The following is a 16,272-nucleotide window of genomic DNA, read 5'->3' as shown; positions in this document are numbered from 1 at the left end:
TGGCCATCGCGCCGATCATCCGAACTTGAAGAGGATGCCGAAACCACCCCGCGGGTAGTTCCAGTCGACATTGGCTTCGTCGCACACCAGCCGGCAGGTGCCGCATTCGAGGCAGCCATCGACGACGAGGTCGATGCCGCCGCCCTCGGCAGCGCGCCAGCAGCCGGCGGGGCAGCACACGGTACAGGACTTGGCGACGCACGCCGTGCAGACCGCGGCGTCACGGAGCTTGATGTGCGGCCTGCCGACATCGACGCGATAGCGATCCTGGAAGAGCTTTTCTTCCACGTTGACACTGGGCAGCAGGGGTTCGGCAAGCATGTTCATCGGAAGGCTCTCCAGAACTTGTAGGCATCGCCCAGCAGGCCGAGCAGGGAGCGCCTGCGCGCCAGTTCGCCGAGGATCTTCTTCTGCTTGTCGCGCTTGGGTGCGCCGTCGACCGTCAGGATTTCCCGCGCGGCATCACCGACGAAACGCGGATACAGGTCGAGGATGTGCGGGTTCTGGTGGAACAGCGCCGGCACGCCCTGGTACTTCTTCAGGTCGGCCATCACGAAACTTTCGTCCAGCCCCTGTCTGTATCCCGCCAGATTGGCGGCGCTGAACGGCTTGCCGGCCTGGCGCAGCGCGATCAGCGTCTCCGCGGCGATGCGCCCCGAGGTCATCGCCAGGTTCGAGCCTTCGCGATGCACTGCATTGACGAAGCCGGCCGAGTCGCCGACCACCAGCCAGCCTTCGCCGTAAAGCTGCGGCAAGGCGTGGTAACCGCCTTCGGGGATCAGATGGGCGGAGTACTCCTTCATCTCGGCGCCGTCGATCAGGGGCTGTACGGCAGCGTGGCGCTTCAGCCCTTCCAGCAACTGGTAAGGCGTGAGCTGCTGCCGCTTCATGTCGCCCAGCATGCAGCCGATGCCGATCGCGATCGAATCCTTGTTGGTGTAGAGGAAGCCGGTGCCGACCATGCCGTGGGTGACGTTGCCGGCGATCTCGATGACCACGCCCTGGGTGCCGCTGATGTTGAAGCGTGCTTCCAGGATTTCCTTTGGCAGGAACAGCACCTCCTTCACCACCAGCGCCATGTCCTCTGCCTCGATCGCGGGGCGCAGGCCGGCACGCTCGCCGAGCAGCGCGTTGGCGCCATCGGCGAGGATCACGCAGTCGGCCAGGATGTCGCCCTGGGCGCGCTCGGTGCGCACGCCGATGACTTTGCCGGCGTCGTCCTTGAGCAGGCCGGTCACCGTGGTCTCGCAGATCACCAGCGCACCGGCACGCTTGACCTGCTCGGAGAACCAGCGGTCGAAGCGTGCGCGGATGATGGTGTAGCGGTTGTACGGCTGCTGCGAGAAGCGCGCGTCGCGGTGGCTGACGCCGGTACAGGTCTGGTTCTCGTCGAGCAGCCACATCCGCTGTTCGGTGACATGCCGTTCGAGCGGCGCCGAGTCGCGAAAGTCGGGAATGATCTTCTCCAGCGCATCGGCGTAGAGAATCGCGCCCTGGACGTTCTTGGTCCCCGGCGATTCGCCGCGTTCGAGCTGGAGCACGGACAGTCCCCCGCGCGCGAGGGTGTAGGCCGCGGCATTGCCGGCCGGGCCGGCGCCGACGACGATGACGTCGAATTTCTCCATCACACCGTCTCCTCCGCCGCCTGCGCCCGCCGCGCCCGCGCCTCGGCCAGGCGCCGGGCGAAGGCGCGTTCGAGTGCGGGCAGCAATTCGGCGGCGCTGCCGATCAGGGCGTAGTTGGCGAAATCGAAGATCGGCGCCCGCGGATCGGGATTGATCCCGGCGATGACGTCCGCACCCTCCATGCCGACCCGGTGCTGCACCGCGCCGGAGATGCCGGCGGCGATGTAGAGCTTGGGCCGCACGGTCTTGCCCGACTGGCCCACCTGGCGTTCGACGTCGGCCCAGCCGGCATGCACCGCCGGGCGGGAAGCGCCCACCTCGGCGCCGATGGTGCTCGCCAGGCGGGTCACGAGGGCGAAGTTCTCCGGCTTGGCCAGGCCCCGGCCGCCGGCGACGATGAAATCGGCGAACGGCAACTGCGGCTTGTCGGCGCGGGCGTCCGGGATGAAATCCAGCACCTTGGTGACGACCGCGGACTCGTCCAGCTTCAGGCCGTGCTCGACGACGCGCGGCAGGCGGCCCGGCTGGCGCGCAGGCATCGCCATCACCCGCGGCCTGACCGTGGCCATCTGCGGCCGCGTCGCCAGGTTGACGATGGTGCACATCAGGCTGCCGCCGAAAGTCGGGCGGCTCGACAGCAGCGAACGGTCGCTGGGGTCGATGTCCAGCCCGGTACAGTCCGCGGTCAGGCCGGTCAGCAGCGTGGTCGCGACCGAACCGGCCAGATCGCGCCCCTGCGTGGTGGCGCCGAGCAGCAGGATTTCCGGCTGGTAAGTGTCGACCAGTTCGGTCAGCCCCGTGGTGTAGGGCTGGTTGCGGTAATCCTCGAGCACCGGATGCCGGGCCAGGTAGCATAGCTCGGCGCCGTGGGCACCGGCTTCCTCGGCCAGCTTCCTCACCGCCTCGCCCATGCCGCCCAGCAGCACGCCGGCCAGCTCCACGCCCAGCTTGTCGGCCAGTTCGCGCCCCTTGCCGAGCAGTTCCCAGGACACCGGGTGCACGTGTCCGTGCTCGTGCTCGATGAAGACCCACACGCCCTTGTAGGACTTGAAGCGTTCGGGCAGGACGCGCTTGGGTTTCTTGATCGGCTTGGCGGCGGTGTCGAGTGAGTCGCTCATGGCTTCACTCCTGCTGGCCGAGCAGTTCCAGATGTTCGAGCATGGCGTCCTCGAGATGCGGATGATCGGCGAACAGCTTGTCGACGAAGGCTTCGGCGATCGCATCCAGGGTGTCGCCGTCGATGCGCAGCGCCTTGACCGCCTTGGGCCTGGGACCGAAGACCTGGGCGACCACCGTGGGCGAGCCCTTCAGCCCGACCTGGGCAAGCTCCACGCCGATGCTGTCGCGGTTCCAGCGCTGCACTTCCTGGCGCGCCGCCCTGAACATGCCGGGCATGTCGGCGAAGCGGAGTTCGTTGCTGCCCTCCAGCATGGTCACCACCGCGGGCAGCGCCGACTTCAGCACCTGCACACCGCCTTCGGCCCTGCGGTCGACGACGATGTGCCGCGCCGCCGGCTCCAGCTCGCGGATCTTCGACACGTAGGTCAGCAACTGCCAGCCGAGCCGGATCGCAATGCCGGGACCGACCTGGGCGGTGTCGCCGTCGATGGTCTGCTTGCCGGTGAAGATCAGATCGACCGGCGTCCGCGCATCCAGCGTTTTCAGCGCAGCCGCCAGCACATAGGAGGTGGCAAGGGTGTCGGCACCGGAGAACACCTTGTCGGTGATCAGGATGGCCTCATCCGCACCGAGGGAAAGGCACTTCCTCAGCGCCTCCTCGGCCTGGGCCGGCCCCATCGTCAGCACGGTGATCCGGGCACCGGTACGATCCTTGATCCGCAGCGCCTCCTCGAGCGCGAACAGGTCGTAGGGATTGACGATGGTCGGCACGCCTTGCCGCATGATCGTGTTCGTGACCGGATGCACGCGAATCTGCGCGCTGTCCGGAACCTGTTTTATGCAGACGGCGATGTGCATGGCATTCAGTCCCGTTTGCAAGGATTCGACGGCAGACTCATCGCCCCGGCCCTCATCACGCAGAATCACCGCTGCCGTCGTCACCGATCCGGACCACGGCTTCCGACAGCCACTGGTAAGGCGGCACTTCGAGATTGGTCGGCGCCGGCTGGCTGAGGTAGACACGCCCGGCCAGATCGAAGATCGAGCCATGGCAAGGGCACAGAAAGCCGCCCGGCCAGTCCTCCCGCATCCCTTGCGCAGTGCCCGGCGCAAACTTCTCCGACGGCGAGCAGCCGAGGTGCGTGCAGATGCCGATCACGACGAGAAATTCGGGATTGATCGAACGATGACGATTGGCGGCGTACTCGGGCTGCTGTTTTTCCGCCGAGGCAGGATCGACAAGGCGCTGCTCATGGCCTTCCAGCGCGGCCAGCATCTCCGGCGTGCGGCGCAGAATCCACACCGGCTTGCCCCGCCACTCCACGGTCATCATTTCACCCGCCGCCAGCTTGCCGACGTCGGCTTCGACCGGCGCCCCGGCCGCCTGGGCGCGGCTCGACGGCGTCAGGCTGGCAACGAAAGGAACCGCAGTCGCAGCCGCCGCAACAGCCCCTGCACCCGCAGTGGCAGCCAGCAGCTTGCGGCGGTCTTCGAGATATTCGGACATCGACTGCTCTCCCGGCAACGAAACAAAAAAGAAGCAAGACCGGGAAACACGCGATCCAATCCAGCAAACTCTGCCGGGGGGTGGGCCGAAGAGGGAACGGCTCAGGCAGGAATTTGGCCGGCGGCCTTGCTTCGATCATTCCATTGCAATCCGCGTGCCACGGACGAGAAGGCGCGAAACGGGCGGGAAACAGGGGATATTGCCAACAGGGCTGCGCTTAGCGCCTGCCATTTACTGCCAATGCTGCCAGCCGAACTGACAGCTATGCCATGGGCAACTGCCGTACGACACGCACCCTGGCCTCTTCCAACGGTTTCGTCTTTTTCAACGCCCGATGAAATTCAACCAGGTACTGACATCGGCCGAGAGGGAGGCGATCACACACAGCATGCGCGTAGGAAAAACACGCACACATCGCCTCAAAATTCAGTCGATCCGTCCGACCGCGATCATCTTGTCGGGCCTCGCGTTGGGACTCGCGAAACTCGGGCACAGCCCGAAATCTGATAGCCTATGCAGAAATCTGCACTGAAGAGGTCGCCATGCGCACCACACTCGACATCGACGACAACCTGCTCAAGCAGGCCAAGCAACTGGCGGCACGCGAACACACCAGTCTCACCCGCCTGATAGAGGAAGGCCTGGCTGCCCGCCTGCGCGCTGCAGCCAAACCGGGGAACAGCGGGAAGCACATCCACCTGCCCGTGTTTGCTGGTCAAGGCGGCTTGCAATCCGCCATCCAGGACGCCCGCAGTCACCAGGCCATTCTGGATGCCATCGACGACCTGGATGACCCGCAGTGACGCCCGACGTCAATATCCTGGTTGCCGCCTCACGGCAGGACCACCCCCATCATGCGCCAGCGCTCACCTGGCTGGAGCAGGCCATTGCCGACAGCGAAACGAATACATCGCTGGCCGTCCTGCCCATGGTTGCATCAGGCTTCCTGCGGCTGGTCACTCACCCCCGGGTATTCGTTCAGCCCACGCCGCTGCCGAATGCCCAAGCCTTCCTCGCCGCCCTCCTCGGTGCCCCCGGTGTCAGCATGTTGCCACTGAGGAATGAATGGCCATATTTCATCGCCTTGTGCGCTCAGCACAAGCTGACCGGCAACGCCATCCCGGACGCCTGGATCGCTGCCGCCGCGCACTACCATCACCTGCGCCTGGTGACCTTCGACAAAGGCTTTCGCAAGCTTCTCAAGCCAAGCATGGTCACCGTGCTCAAGGGCTGATAATCGTCCGCCGAGGACATCACCGACACCGTCTGGATCAGTCGAGCCCACGGTGAATGGCGACTGCGCCACCAAGCTAGCGTTCCAGCAGATTGCACAAGCCGCCTTGCGCCGTCCCCACATGGTCATGCTCGATGCTCGATGGCCATTCCAAATGAAAAACGCCCAAGTGAGTCGATCACTTGGGCGTTTTCTTAGATATTTCTGGTCGGGGAAAGAGGATTCGAACCTCCGGCCCCTGCGTCCCGAACGCAGTGCTCTACCAGGCTGAGCTATTCCCCGACACTTGTTTGCTGCCTTGCGAAGCCCACCAATATATCAGTGATTTCGCTCAACTGCAAAGTGGGACAATTGTAGCAGCGCGTCCTTGAAAATGGAAGGGGGCAGCACCGAAATCGCGTCGATCGCCAGCCGGACTTCGGCTTCGGCGTAGCCGCGGGTTTCTTCCAGCGCACCGGTGGTCTTGATCGCTGCCAGCACGGCGGCGAAATCGTCACGGCCGCCGTTCTCGATGGCGCCACGCACCAGCGCGGCCTGTTCGGGCGTGCCGTGACTCATGACATGGATCAGCGGCAGCGTGGGCTTGCCTTCGGCCAGGTCGTCGCCGAGGTGCTTGCCGGTATCGGCTTCGTCCGCGGAATAGTCGAGCACGTCGTCGATGAGCTGGAAAGCGGTGCCGAGGTGCATGCCGAATGCGGCGAGGCGCTGCTCGGTATCCTCGTCCGCGCCGCCGACGATGCCGCCCAGGCGGGAGGCGGCTTCGAACAGCTTGGCGGTCTTGTAGCGAATCACACGCAGATAATCCTCGATGAGGACATCCGCGTTATGACAGTTCAGCAACTGGAGGACTTCGCCTTCGGCGATGATGTTGGTGGCGTCGGCCAGCACACGCATCACGTGCATGTTGTCCACCCCGACCATCATCTGGAAGGCGCGGGTGTAGAGGAAATCGCCCACCAGCACCGAGGCCGCGTTGCCGAACATGGCGTTGGCGGTCTTGTTGCCGCGGCGCAGGTCGGATTCGTCGACGACGTCGTCGTGCAGCAGCGTCGCGGTATGGATGAACTCCACGACCGCAGCCAGTTCGTGGTGGTGCGTTCCCCGGTAGCCCATCGCCCCGGCGGTGAACAACACCAGCGCGGGACGCAGGCGCTTGCCGCCGCTATGGATGATGTATTCCGCAACCTGGCGGATCAGGACCACGTCTGAATGGAGACGGCTGCGGATGGCCGCATCCACCGCCTGCATGTCGGCGGCGATCGGCGCAAAAAGCTGCTTGACGGACAAGGCGGACACGCTGGCGGAAAAAGCCTGGATGGTAGGCGCCCGCGTCGACTCGCGTCAAGCCGCGCGGGCGACCTGCTGCCGGCGCCGTGCTAGTGGCTGGCCAAGGCGCGCGCCACGGCGTTGTCCAGCGCTTCCTTGGCGGCCTTGCTGTCGGCCCACACGCCGGCAAGCTCCTCGTCGAGGATGCGGCGCACGCGCTCGCGCTCGACCACCGGCTGGGCGCCGGATTCGGCCGTGGCCGGCTTGTTGGTGAGCTGCTCGACGGCCACGCGCACATTGTCGAGGTCGTCGCCCAGCAGTTCGCTGGTCGATGCCAGCAGGCCGGCGCGGTTCAGCGGCAGGTAGCCGGTCTCGCGCTGCCAGGCGACCTGGTTCTGCGGCTCCAGCCAGAACGCGATGAAACGCGCGACCGCCTTGTATTCGGCCGGTTTCTTGCCCGCGGAGGCCCACAGCGCAGGACCGTCGGCAATGGTGTTCTGCGGCGCGCCGGGGAAATCGTCGTAATACGGCAGGCGCGACACCGCGACATCGACCTTGCCCTGGCGGCGGAAATCGGCCCAGCTCGACGACGACGCTGCGATCACCGCGCAATCGCCGCTCGCGAAGCGCTGCTCGGCTTCGCTGTTCTGCTCGAAGACATGCAGATAGCGCGCCCGCGACCAGCTCGCCATCATCGCCACGTGCTTGACCTGGAACATGCCGTTGAAGGACGGCGCCATCGTCAGCGCCTTGCCTTTGCCCTGGGCCTTGGCGACGGGCTGGTTGTGCCAGGCACTCAGGTTCTCGACCATCACGCGGCCCGGCTCGGCCACGGTGTAGGGGCAGGCATGGCCGGTATCGGCCAGGCGGCCGAGCGTTTCCTGCAGTTCGAACCAGGTCGCCACCGAAGGCGCTTCCGCGTTCACCCCCGCCTTGCGCAAGGCCTCGCGGTTGAGGAACAGCACCGGGGTCGACAAGCCGACCGGCAGCGCAAGCAACTGGCCCTTGGCATTGACCGGAGTGCGCGTCATCATCGCGGGCGGACGCAGCGTCTGCAGGGGCACTCCGGCGTCCTTCATCAGCGCGTGCAGCGCCTTGTAGCGCGGCTTGCCGGAGACGAAGGCTTCTTCGTCCTCGCCTTCGAGGATCAGCATGTGCGGCGCTGCACTGCGCCAGTCCGCATCGGACAGCACCACCCTGGCGTTCTTTTCCTGTGCGTTGAAGCGCTCGACCAGCTCCTGCAGCGCCACCGCCTTGCTTTCGGGCAGCCGATGGAAGAGCTGGATCTGCAGGCCGGCATCCGCTTGCGCCGCAGGCATGGCAACACCGGACAGAAGGGCGGCAAAGGCAATGACTGTCGTCTTGAAACGTTTGGTATTCATGGACCTGGCGCAAAAGGAAAACGGCGGGAAAAGAAGGGTGGCAAAAACCGGTCAACCGAAGAATTATAGAGCGCTCCTCGATGTTGTTGACGCAACATCGCACGCCTTCGCGCCAGGCCTTCAAGATATGGCGGACGATGCCGTTAAACCCTGCCATAGCCCGTGCCCATTCCGACCAGCCATGCACCGACACGCCCTGCCTTCCGCACCTGCGAAACGCACATTCGCGAGACTCCTGCTCGCCGCCTCGCTGACGATGACCGCCGGCTGCGACGTCCTCGGCGAGTTGCTGGAAATTCCCAACCCAGCACGCGAACAGGCAGCGAAGGACGCGGAGGGACGTGCGGTCGGCAGCGCCTGCCGCCATGCCGGGCGCTCGCTCGAAGACTGCTACGCGCTCAACCCATCGTCCGAGAAGGCAGCGGTATTCACCGGCTGGCGGGACATGAACGATTACATGATGGAGCACAAGCTCGACACCGTTCCATCGAGGCTGGTGCCGGGTGCCCAGCAGCAGGCCACGCCCGGCACGGCCGCCTCCCCGGACGACGCCGCGGCACCCGCACAGTAGCGGCGCCACTGCCCCTGGCGGGCTGCAGGGCTTATCATCCGCACTTTCCCCGCATCTGCTCCCATTTCGCGATGGGAGCACCCTCTTCATCGATGACCCAACACACACCCGCCGCCGGTCTGCCCTGTTCCGGCCTGATCGGCTATTGCCGCGCCGGCTTCGAGAAGGAACTGGCCGGCGAGATCGACGACCTGGCCGCCGAAGCCGGCCTGATCGGCTTCGTCCGAGCCCAGCCCGATACCGGCTACGTCGTCTTCGAGACTTTCGAACCCGTCCCGCTCGGCAGCCTCGGCACCGCCACCGACTGGCGGCGGCCCTGCTTCGCCCGCCAGTTGCTGCCGTATTTCGCCCGCGTCGAGGACCTGCCCGAGCGCGACCGCGCCACGCCGATCGTCGACGCGGTCAAGGCCTCCGGCCAGCGATTCTGCGGCGTGGTGCTGGAGACGCCGGACACCGACGAGGCCAAGCAGCGTTCGGGCTTCTGCAAGCGCTTCACCGAACCGCTGACCAGGGCACTGGAAAAAGCCGGCTGCCTGCGCAGCAGCCGCACCGGCCTGCCGGTGCTGCACGTGCTGTTCACCGACGCCACCACCGCCTGGCTGGCAGCCGGCCTGGACGGCCAGTGCGCGCCGTGGACCATGGGCATTCCGCGGCTGCGGATGCCCTCCAACGCCCCCAGCCGCTCGACCATGAAGCTGGCCGAAGCCTTCATGACGCTGCTGGAAGAAGGCGAGCGGGAAAACATCCTGCGCGCCGGACAGCGCGCGGTCGATCTGGGCGCCGCGCCCGGCGGCTGGACCTGGCAGCTCGTCCATCGCGGCCTGCGGGTGACCGCGATCGACAACGGCCCGTTGCGCGACAGCGTGATGGCGACCGAGATGGTCGAGCACCTGAAGGCCGACGGCTTCACCTGGCGGCCGCAGCGATCGGTCGACTGGATGGTGTGCGACATGGTCGAGCAGCCTTCGCGCATCGCCTCGCTGATGGCCGAATGGATCGCCACCGGCAAATGCCGCTACACGATCTTCAACCTCAAGCTGCCGATGAAGCGCCGGCTCGAAGCCGTCGAGCAATGCCGCGAACTGATCCGCAAGCGGCTCAACAGCGTCGGCCCCTTCGACCTGCGCATCAAGCATCTGTACCACGACCGCGAGGAAGTCACCGCCTTCCTCACGCTGAAGCGCTGAAGCCGGCCCGACCGGGCCAGGCCGAGGACGGCCCGGCCTGGCCGCAAGCGAAGCCCCTGTCCCGTAACGATTTTCCGTGCGGTGTATAATCCGGGGTTTCGCAATCAGGCGGTCGGCTGCCGGCCGCATTCAACGCAAAGGCGCCCATGAGTTTCGCCGATCTCGGCCTCATTCCCGAACTGCTCAAAGCCGTCACCGACGCCGGCTATTCCGAACCCACGCCGATCCAGCGCCAGGCCATCCCGATCGTCATCGCCGGCCACGACGTGATGGGCGGCGCCCAGACCGGCACCGGCAAGACGGCCGGCTTCACGCTGCCGCTGCTGCAGCGCATCGCCCGCCACGCCAACACCAGCACCTCGCCCGCCCGCCACCAGACGCGCGCGCTGATCCTGGCGCCGACGCGCGAGCTGGCGATGCAGGTGTACGAATCGGTCAAGACCTACAGCAAGTACCTGCCGCTGCGCTCGGTATGCGTGTATGGCGGCGTGGACATCCGCGCGCAGCAGATGGAACTGCGCCGCGGCATCGAAGTGGTCATCGCCACCCCGGGCCGCCTGCTCGACCACGTCGAGCAGAAATCGATCAACCTGTCCCAGGTCGAAGTGCTGGTACTGGACGAAGCCGACCGCATGCTCGACATGGGCTTCATCCCCGACATCAAGCGCATCCTCGCGCTGCTGCCGGCCAACCGCCAGAGCCTGCTGTTCTCCGCCACCTTCTCGGACGAGATCAAGAAGCTGGCGGACCAGATGCTGAAGAACCCGCAGTTGATCGAGGTCGCACGCCGCAACATGGTGTCGGAGACGATCACGCACGTGGTGCATCCGGTCTCGTCGGGCATGAAGCGCAACCTGCTCGCCCACCTGCTGCGCCACCAGCCGGACACCCAGGCGCTGGTCTTCGTCGACACCAAGCTCGTCTGCGGCAGGCTGGCCCACTTCCTGGAGCGCAGCGGCATCTCGGCCGACGCCATCCACGGCGACAAGAGCCAGCAGCAGCGCACCGAGACGCTGGAGGCGTTCAAGAGCGGCAAGCTGCGCGTGCTCGTCGCCACCGACGTCGCCGCGCGCGGCATCGACATCGACGAACTGCCCTACGTCATCAACTTCGAACTGCCGCACACCGCCGAAGACTACGTGCACCGCATCGGCCGCACCGGCCGCGCCGGCCACAAGGGCAACGCGGTGTCGCTGGTCAGCACCGAAGAAAAGCACTGGCTGGCCGAGATCCAGAAGCTGATCAAGCTCGAGATTCCGCAGGAGATCGTGCCCGGTTTCGATCCCGAGCCCGAGTTCTTCGAAGCCGGCAGCCGGTCGCGCGGCCGCCGTGCCGCAGCCGCCACCGATGGCCCGCGGCCGCCGCGCCAGAGCGGATCGCGCCAGCCGGGGACGCACCAGCCCACCGTGCCGGCGGCACGGACCGGCCCCCGGTCGCGTTCGACGGTCGCCGCGGACGGCTTCGATTTCAGCAAGCCTTACCAGCCCGCAGCCTCGTCGTCCGCCTCCGAGCGTCCGGCTGCCGATGCCCGTCCCGACACCCTGCGCCGGCCCCAGCGGCCGATCGCGGTTCTGCTGGGCGGGCTGGGGCGAAAATAGCCGCGACTCGGGCGTCTATTTCCGGCTCGGCGATGACGGAGGTTCAAGTATTCTGACGGCGATGCCGTAGATCACTACACCACCCACCGCAGGCCTTGTTCCTCGTGAATCTTCCCGGACGCCCATCGTCACCGCAGCACGAACCTTTTGTTGCCGACCTCTCGGAAGGCGCCGAAACGGGCGTCTACCTGGCCCTGCTCGAACTGATCGACGAAGGGCTGCTGATCATCGGCGACGAGTTGATCCTCGACGCCAACACGGCGGCCTGCAAGTTGCTGGAGCGCGACTACCGGCAAATCGCGGGTCAGCCGCTTGCCACCTTGTTCCCGGACGAGGAGCGTTTTCTCGAAGCACGCGGCCGGCTCCTGATCCAGGGAGAACGACGCAGCCAGGTCGGCTTCGCCCTGCCGGACGGACGCACGCGCGAACTCAAGGTGCTTTGCGCGCCCCGGCTGCGCCCCGGCGTCCATGCGCTGGTGCTCAGTTCCAGCGGTTCCCGCACCCGTGCGTCGTCCCGTACTTCCGCGCGCACGACGGTGGAGCCGGCAGCTCATTTCGCCGCCCATCTCGATCCTGGACATCGGGTCCTGAGCCGCCCGGGCAGCCTGTTCGAAGCCGCCATCTGGCCCGACGCCAGCGCCAGCAGCTTCGAACCCCGGCTGTGGCAGGCGCTCGACCAGGACGAATTCTCGCTGAACTTCCAGCCGCTGATCGACACCCGGAGCAAGCGCCTGTGCGCCGGTGAAGCGCTGCTGCGCTGGCAGCATCCGACACTCGGCCAGTTGCCGTTCGGACGCTTCCGGAATGCGATCCACGACCCGCAGCTGATCGCCCGCCTCGGCGACTGGGTGCTCAATTCAGCCTGCCGCAGCGCCCGCACCTGGCAAGCCGGTGACGGCCAGGTGCCCAGGCTGACAGTCAATGTCGCCACCGAGCAGTTGCTGCATGGCGACTTCGCCGAATGCGTGCGGCTGGTGCTGGAGGACAACGACCTGCCGCCGGAGCGCCTGGAGCTCGATCTCGACGAGAACGTGCTCGAAAGCGAAAGCCCGGGCCTGCTGGCCACCTTGAAAGCGCTGTCGGCAATGGGCATCCGCCTTGCCATCGACGATTTCGGCCGTGGCCTGTCGTCGATTCCGCGGCTGCGCCGCTATCCGCTGAACGCCATCAAGCTGACGCCCGGACTCGTCCAGGGCGTGGGCCACAGCGAGGACAACGAGGCCGTCGTCGAAGCCATCGTCAGCCTTGCAGACACGCTCGGACTCGAAGTGCTTGCCCGTGGCGTGGAAACTGCCGCCCAGCGCGATTTCCTCAGCGCCCTGGCCTGTCACCTGCAGCAAGGCCCCCTGTTCGGCCAGCCGATGACGGCACACGCGTTTTCGCGCTTCCTGGCCTGAGCTCCCGCACATCGCCCGATGCCGCTCGTCGAAGGCCGCGCGTCTTCAGTAGTCGAGCAGCGTCCGGCAGTCTTCCTCGCGACCGGTCATGGCGCTGAAACGGTTCAGCCGCTCGCGCACGAAATCGTCGGGGATGCGCGCATTGGCGCAGAACTCCCGCAACTGCATCGCATAAGCCAGGTTCTGCATGTCCTCGACCGTCTTTGCCACGGCGGGAAAGCGGTAGCCGTCGGTCTTGCGCCATTCGGGCACTTCCGGCTTCGCCGCGGCCGCAGGCTCCGGCATGCCGCCCGTGGTCGCCGGCTGCTGTGCGGCGGCCGGCAGCAGGACGGAGAACAGGCTCAGGAAAAGCAATGCACGCATGAAGGACATCGGGCCGTAAGCAGGAAGGATTCTCCTGCTTACGGCCCGATGAGGCCAGGCTTTAGCCCCGGCCGGCGAACGCCGGCCGGAAACCGCCCGGATCAGGACTCCAGCGCCTTGACGTGGGTGATGACCTGGGCGATCGCTTCCTGCGCGCTGCCGTACAGCATGCGGCAGTTGTCCTTGTAGAACAGCGCGTTCTCGATGCCCGAGTAGCCTGCACCCTTGCCGCGCTTGACGACAATGACGTTCTGCGCCATGTCGACGTTCAGGATCGGCATGCCGTAGATCGGGCTGGTCTTGTCGGTGCGGGCGACCGGGTTGACCACGTCGTTGGCACCGATCACCAGCGCCACGTCGATCTGCGGGAAGTCGGCGTTGATCTCTTCGAGGTCGAAGATCTTGTCGTAGGGCACACCGGCTTCAGCCAGCAGCACGTTCATGTGGCCGGGCATGCGGCCCGCGACCGGGTGGATCGCGAACACGACCTCGACGCCGCCCTCTTCGAGCAGTTGCGCCATTTCCCACACCTTGTGCTGCGCACCGGCCACCGCCATGCCGTAGCCCGGCACGATGGCGACCTTGCTGGCGTAGCGCATCACCGAGGCGGCATCGAGCGCGGAGAACTCCTTCATCGTGCCTTCGATCACTTCACCTTCACCACCGGCGGCGGCACCGCTGATCGGGGTGAAGATAACGTTGGTGATCGGACGGTTCATCGCCTTCGCCATCAGTTGCGTCAGCAGCGTGCCCGAGGCACCGACGACGATACCGGCGACGATCAGCGCCGGGTTGCCCAGCACATAGCCTTCGAAGCCCACGGCCAGGCCGGTGAAGGCATTCAGCAGCGAGATCACCACCGGCATGTCGGCACCGCCGATCGGGCTGGTCAGGATCGCGCCCAGCGCCAGCGCCAGCACGAAGAACAGCACGATCAGGGTCGAGGACGGCACATCGGAGACGATGATCGCCAGCCCCAGCACCGCGGTCAGCACGGCCAGGCCGATGTTGACCAGGTTCTGGTTGGGCAGCCGGAAGGCGTTCTTCATGATGCCCTGCAGCTTGGCGTAGGCGATGCACGAACCGGAGAAGGCCACCGAGCCGATCAGCGCGCCGAGCACGGCCAGCGTCGCCACCACCGGATCGGTGATCTCGCCGCGGGCGAACTCCAGCGCCGCGATCGCCGCCGCCGCGCCGCCGCCCATGCCGTTGTAGATGGCGACCATCTGCGGCATGTCGGTCATCTTGACCGTCTTGCCGCTCCACCATGCCACGGCGCCGCCGGACACGATGGCGAGCACCATCAGGCCGACGTTGTGCAGATCGGGCGTGAAGAAGGTGACGACGGTGGCCGCGACCATCGCGTAGCCTGCCCACACGATGCCCTTGCGGGCCGTCACCGGCGAGCTCATCGCCTTCAGGCCGAGGATGAACACCACGGCAACGATGAAATAGGACGCCTGAATGAACCAGTTCGCCATTTATGCGCCTCCTTCCTTCTTGTTGCCACCCTTGAACATCGCCAGCATGCGCTCGGTGACGACGTAGCCGCCGGCCGCGTTGGCGGCGCCGAGGAACACGGCGATGAAGCCGATCACCAGTTGCACCGGGTCTTCCGGGTCGGCGTGGCCGAGCACGACCATCGCGCCGACCAGCACGACGCCGTGCACGAAGTTGGAGCCCGACATCAGCGGCGTATGCAGGATCACCGGCACGCGCGAGATCACCTCGTACCCGGTGAATGCGGCCAGCATGAAAATGTACAGTGCTGCGTATCCTTCCATCGTGGTTCTCCTTACAGACCCAGGACCTGCTTCACCCCGGCGTGGCGCACTTCGCCCGCATGGGTCAGGCAGGTGCCGGCCACCACCTCGTCTTCCCAGTCCAGCGTCAGCGCGCCGTCCTTGATGAAGGGCGAAATGAAGTTGAACAGGTTCTTGGCGTACATCTCCGAGGCATGCACCGGCATGCGGCTGGGGATGTTGACCGGGCCGATGACGAGCACGTCGCCGACCCAGGTCTTCTCGCCCGCCACCGTGCCTTCGACGTTGCCGCCGGTCTCGGCCGCCATGTCCACGACCACCGCGCCCGACTTCATCCGCGCAACCATGTCGGCGGTGATGATGCGCGGCGCCTTCTTGCCGGGCACCGCGGCGGTGGTGATCAGCGCATCGCACTGGGCAACGGCCTTGGCCAGGCGTTCGGCCTGCTTGGCCTTTTCCTCGTCGGTCAGCTCGCGGGCATAGCCGCCCGCGCCCGCCGCGGACACGCCGGTGTCGACGAACTTGGCGCCGAGCGACTCGATCTGCTCGCGCGTCTCGGGACGCACGTCATAGGCCTCGACCATGGCGCCGATACGGCGCGCGGTGGCGATGGCCTGCAGGCCGGCAACGCCCGCACCGATCACCAGCACCTTGGCCGGACGGATCGTGCCGGCGGCATAGGTCATCATCGGGAAGAACTTGGGGCTGTGGTCGGCGGCGATCAGCGCACATTCGTAGCCGGCCACCGCGCCCTGCGAGGACAGCACGTCCATGCTCTGGGCACGCGAGATGCGCGGCAGCAGTTCCAGGGCGAATGCGGTGATCTGCTTCTCCTGAAGCTGGCGCACGCGCTCGGCACTGGACCACGGCTGCAGCAGGCCCAGCAGCACGCTGCCCGGCTTGATCGCCGCGATCGTCTCTTCGCTCGGCGGCTGAACGCAGAACACCACGTCGGCCTGGCCGCAGACTTCGGCCGCGGTGTCGGCGAAGCTCACGTCGGCGAAGACTTCATCGGGGAAGTGCGCAGGCACCCCCGCCCCTTTCTGCAACACCACCTGGGCACCCTGGCTCAGGTATCTCTTGACCACGTCCGGCACGACAGACAAGCGTCGTTCGCCCGCAGCGGTCTCCGCTAGCACTCCGATCGTCAGAGGCATAGGCCGATCCTCCCTGTTGTTTGACCACGTTGCACGTTCCGCCGGCCTCACCCGTCGTTATCCTTGTCCTGCAACCTTTCGTTGCAACACCGGCGAACCCCGG

17 protein-coding genes and 1 tRNA gene are annotated in these 16,272 nt (G+C 66.2%); 6 read left to right on the top strand and 12 right to left on the bottom strand.

All coding sequences use genetic code 11. The features are described 5' to 3' along the window. Positions 1-15 precede the first annotated feature (15 nt). From AAFL97_RS03660 to petA, 5 genes are all read right to left on the bottom strand, one after another. The gene (locus AAFL97_RS03660; RefSeq protein WP_341643754.1) at positions 16-327 is read right to left on the bottom strand and encodes a ferredoxin family protein; all 312 of its coding nucleotides are present in this window, start codon (positions 325-327) and stop codon (positions 16-18) included. Continuing rightward, positions 324-1,625 (bottom strand): FAD-dependent oxidoreductase, encoded by a 1,302-nt coding sequence (locus AAFL97_RS03655; RefSeq protein ID WP_341643753.1) that lies wholly within the window; start codon positions 1,623-1,625, stop codon positions 324-326. The genes AAFL97_RS03660 and AAFL97_RS03655 overlap by 4 nt, the downstream gene beginning before the upstream one ends. Beyond that, the gene (locus tag AAFL97_RS03650; protein ID WP_341643752.1) at positions 1,625-2,743 is read right to left on the bottom strand and encodes an electron transfer flavoprotein subunit alpha/FixB family protein; all 1,119 of its coding nucleotides are present in this window, start codon (positions 2,741-2,743) and stop codon (positions 1,625-1,627) included. Before AAFL97_RS03650 ends, AAFL97_RS03655 begins: the two co-directional genes overlap by 1 nt. Before the next feature lie 4 nt (positions 2,744-2,747). Next, positions 2,748-3,551: an electron transfer flavoprotein subunit beta/FixA family protein gene (locus AAFL97_RS03645; protein ID WP_341643751.1), complete on the bottom strand. Its 804-nt coding sequence runs from the start codon at positions 3,549-3,551 to the stop codon at positions 2,748-2,750. Between the two features lie 106 nt (positions 3,552-3,657). Then, complete coding sequence (petA, locus tag AAFL97_RS03640) at positions 3,658-4,251, bottom strand: ubiquinol-cytochrome c reductase iron-sulfur subunit (RefSeq protein ID WP_263462276.1); 594 nt, start codon at positions 4,249-4,251, stop codon at positions 3,658-3,660. Positions 4,252-4,793: 542 nt separating this feature from the next. Between petA and AAFL97_RS03635 the strand changes: the two genes are divergently transcribed. Both AAFL97_RS03635 and AAFL97_RS03630 read left to right on the top strand, forming a co-directional pair. Then, positions 4,794-5,054, top strand: a complete 261-nt coding sequence (locus tag AAFL97_RS03635; RefSeq protein ID WP_341643750.1) for a DUF6364 family protein — start codon at positions 4,794-4,796, stop codon at positions 5,052-5,054. Next, on the top strand, positions 5,051-5,485 hold the full coding sequence (locus tag AAFL97_RS03630; protein WP_341643749.1) for a TA system VapC family ribonuclease toxin: 435 nt from the start codon (positions 5,051-5,053) through the stop codon (positions 5,483-5,485). The genes AAFL97_RS03635 and AAFL97_RS03630 overlap by 4 nt, the downstream gene beginning before the upstream one ends. Positions 5,486-5,690: 205 nt before the next feature. Here the strand turns inward: AAFL97_RS03630 and AAFL97_RS03625 are convergent. The 3 genes from AAFL97_RS03625 to AAFL97_RS03615 all read right to left on the bottom strand — a co-directional run bounded on the left by AAFL97_RS03625 (position 5,691) and on the right by AAFL97_RS03615 (position 8,133). Then, positions 5,691-5,767, bottom strand: a tRNA-Pro gene (locus tag AAFL97_RS03625). 36 nt (positions 5,768-5,803) lie between these two features. Further along, positions 5,804-6,772 (bottom strand): octaprenyl diphosphate synthase, encoded by a 969-nt coding sequence (gene ispB / locus AAFL97_RS03620; protein ID WP_341647087.1) that lies wholly within the window; start codon positions 6,770-6,772, stop codon positions 5,804-5,806. Between the two features lie 89 nt (positions 6,773-6,861). Then, complete coding sequence (locus AAFL97_RS03615) at positions 6,862-8,133, bottom strand: extracellular solute-binding protein (protein WP_341643748.1); 1,272 nt, start codon at positions 8,131-8,133, stop codon at positions 6,862-6,864. Between AAFL97_RS03615 and AAFL97_RS24535 the strand changes: the two genes are divergently transcribed. The 4 genes from AAFL97_RS24535 to AAFL97_RS03595 all read left to right on the top strand — a co-directional run bounded on the left by AAFL97_RS24535 (position 8,102) and on the right by AAFL97_RS03595 (position 12,886). Then, a complete protein-coding gene (locus AAFL97_RS24535) occupies positions 8,102-8,704 on the top strand; it encodes a hypothetical protein (RefSeq protein WP_445954466.1) in 603 nt (200 codons plus the stop codon). The genes AAFL97_RS03615 and AAFL97_RS24535 overlap by 32 nt on opposite strands. Before the next feature lie 92 nt (positions 8,705-8,796). Next, positions 8,797-9,891 carry a 23S rRNA (cytidine(2498)-2'-O)-methyltransferase RlmM gene (gene rlmM / locus AAFL97_RS03605; RefSeq protein WP_341643747.1) on the top strand — a complete coding sequence of 365 codons (1,095 nt, stop codon included), beginning with the start codon at positions 8,797-8,799 and terminating at the stop codon, positions 9,889-9,891. Between the two features lie 146 nt (positions 9,892-10,037). Further along, on the top strand, positions 10,038-11,489 hold the full coding sequence (locus AAFL97_RS03600) for a DEAD/DEAH box helicase (RefSeq protein ID WP_341643746.1): 1,452 nt from the start codon (positions 10,038-10,040) through the stop codon (positions 11,487-11,489). Positions 11,490-11,593: 104 nt separating this feature from the next. Further along, the gene (locus AAFL97_RS03595) at positions 11,594-12,886 is read left to right on the top strand and encodes an EAL domain-containing protein (protein ID WP_341643745.1); all 1,293 of its coding nucleotides are present in this window, start codon (positions 11,594-11,596) and stop codon (positions 12,884-12,886) included. A gap of 45 nt (positions 12,887-12,931) precedes the next feature. On the opposite strand, the gene AAFL97_RS03590 is transcribed toward AAFL97_RS03595, so the two are convergent. The 4 genes from AAFL97_RS03590 to AAFL97_RS03575 form a co-directional block, all read right to left on the bottom strand. Continuing rightward, positions 12,932-13,249 (bottom strand): hypothetical protein, encoded by a 318-nt coding sequence (locus tag AAFL97_RS03590; protein ID WP_445954465.1) that lies wholly within the window; start codon positions 13,247-13,249, stop codon positions 12,932-12,934. A 101-nt stretch (positions 13,250-13,350) separates the two neighbouring features. Next, positions 13,351-14,730: an NAD(P)(+) transhydrogenase (Re/Si-specific) subunit beta gene (locus tag AAFL97_RS03585; protein WP_341643743.1), complete on the bottom strand. Its 1,380-nt coding sequence runs from the start codon at positions 14,728-14,730 to the stop codon at positions 13,351-13,353. Next, positions 14,731-15,033 (bottom strand): NAD(P) transhydrogenase subunit alpha, encoded by a 303-nt coding sequence (locus tag AAFL97_RS03580; RefSeq protein WP_263462228.1) that lies wholly within the window; start codon positions 15,031-15,033, stop codon positions 14,731-14,733. Between the two features lie 11 nt (positions 15,034-15,044). Continuing rightward, positions 15,045-16,169, bottom strand: coding sequence for an NAD(P) transhydrogenase subunit alpha (locus AAFL97_RS03575; RefSeq protein ID WP_263462227.1), 1,125 nt, complete (start codon positions 16,167-16,169; stop codon positions 15,045-15,047). Positions 16,170-16,272: the final 103 nt, after the last annotated feature.

The organism is Thauera sp. SDU_THAU2 (assembly GCF_038260575.1).
Classification (GTDB): Bacteria; Pseudomonadota; Gammaproteobacteria; order Burkholderiales; family Rhodocyclaceae; genus Thauera.
Note: the sequence above shows the minus strand (reverse complement) of the source record. Positions and strands in the feature narration are given on the sequence as shown.

Bases quoted from the DNA above. Each gene is read 5' to 3' on its own strand.
- AAFL97_RS03590 (WP_445954465.1), bottom strand. From the start codon at position 13,249: ATGCGTGCATTGCTTTTCCTGAGCCTGTTCTCCGTCCTGCTGCCGGCC.
- AAFL97_RS03650 (WP_341643752.1), bottom strand. From the start codon at position 2,743: ATGAGCGACTCACTCGACACCGCCGCCAAGCCGATCAAGAAACCCAAG.
- AAFL97_RS03600 (WP_341643746.1), top strand. From the start codon at position 10,038: ATGAGTTTCGCCGATCTCGGCCTCATTCCCGAACTGCTCAAAGCCGTC.
- AAFL97_RS03655 (WP_341643753.1), bottom strand. From the start codon at position 1,625: ATGGAGAAATTCGACGTCATCGTCGTCGGCGCCGGCCCGGCCGGCAAT.
- AAFL97_RS03635 (WP_341643750.1), top strand. From the start codon at position 4,794: ATGCGCACCACACTCGACATCGACGACAACCTGCTCAAGCAGGCCAAG.
- AAFL97_RS03615 (WP_341643748.1), bottom strand. From the start codon at position 8,133: ATGAATACCAAACGTTTCAAGACGACAGTCATTGCCTTTGCCGCCCTT.
- rlmM (WP_341643747.1), top strand. From the start codon at position 8,797: ATGACCCAACACACACCCGCCGCCGGTCTGCCCTGTTCCGGCCTGATC.
- AAFL97_RS03660 (WP_341643754.1), bottom strand. From the start codon at position 327: ATGAACATGCTTGCCGAACCCCTGCTGCCCAGTGTCAACGTGGAAGAA.
- AAFL97_RS24535 (WP_445954466.1), top strand. From the start codon at position 8,102: ATGACTGTCGTCTTGAAACGTTTGGTATTCATGGACCTGGCGCAAAAG.
- AAFL97_RS03585 (WP_341643743.1), bottom strand. From the start codon at position 14,730: ATGGCGAACTGGTTCATTCAGGCGTCCTATTTCATCGTTGCCGTGGTG.
- AAFL97_RS03575 (WP_263462227.1), bottom strand. From the start codon at position 16,169: ATGCCTCTGACGATCGGAGTGCTAGCGGAGACCGCTGCGGGCGAACGA.
- AAFL97_RS03580 (WP_263462228.1), bottom strand. From the start codon at position 15,033: ATGGAAGGATACGCAGCACTGTACATTTTCATGCTGGCCGCATTCACC.
- petA (WP_263462276.1), bottom strand. From the start codon at position 4,251: ATGTCCGAATATCTCGAAGACCGCCGCAAGCTGCTGGCTGCCACTGCG.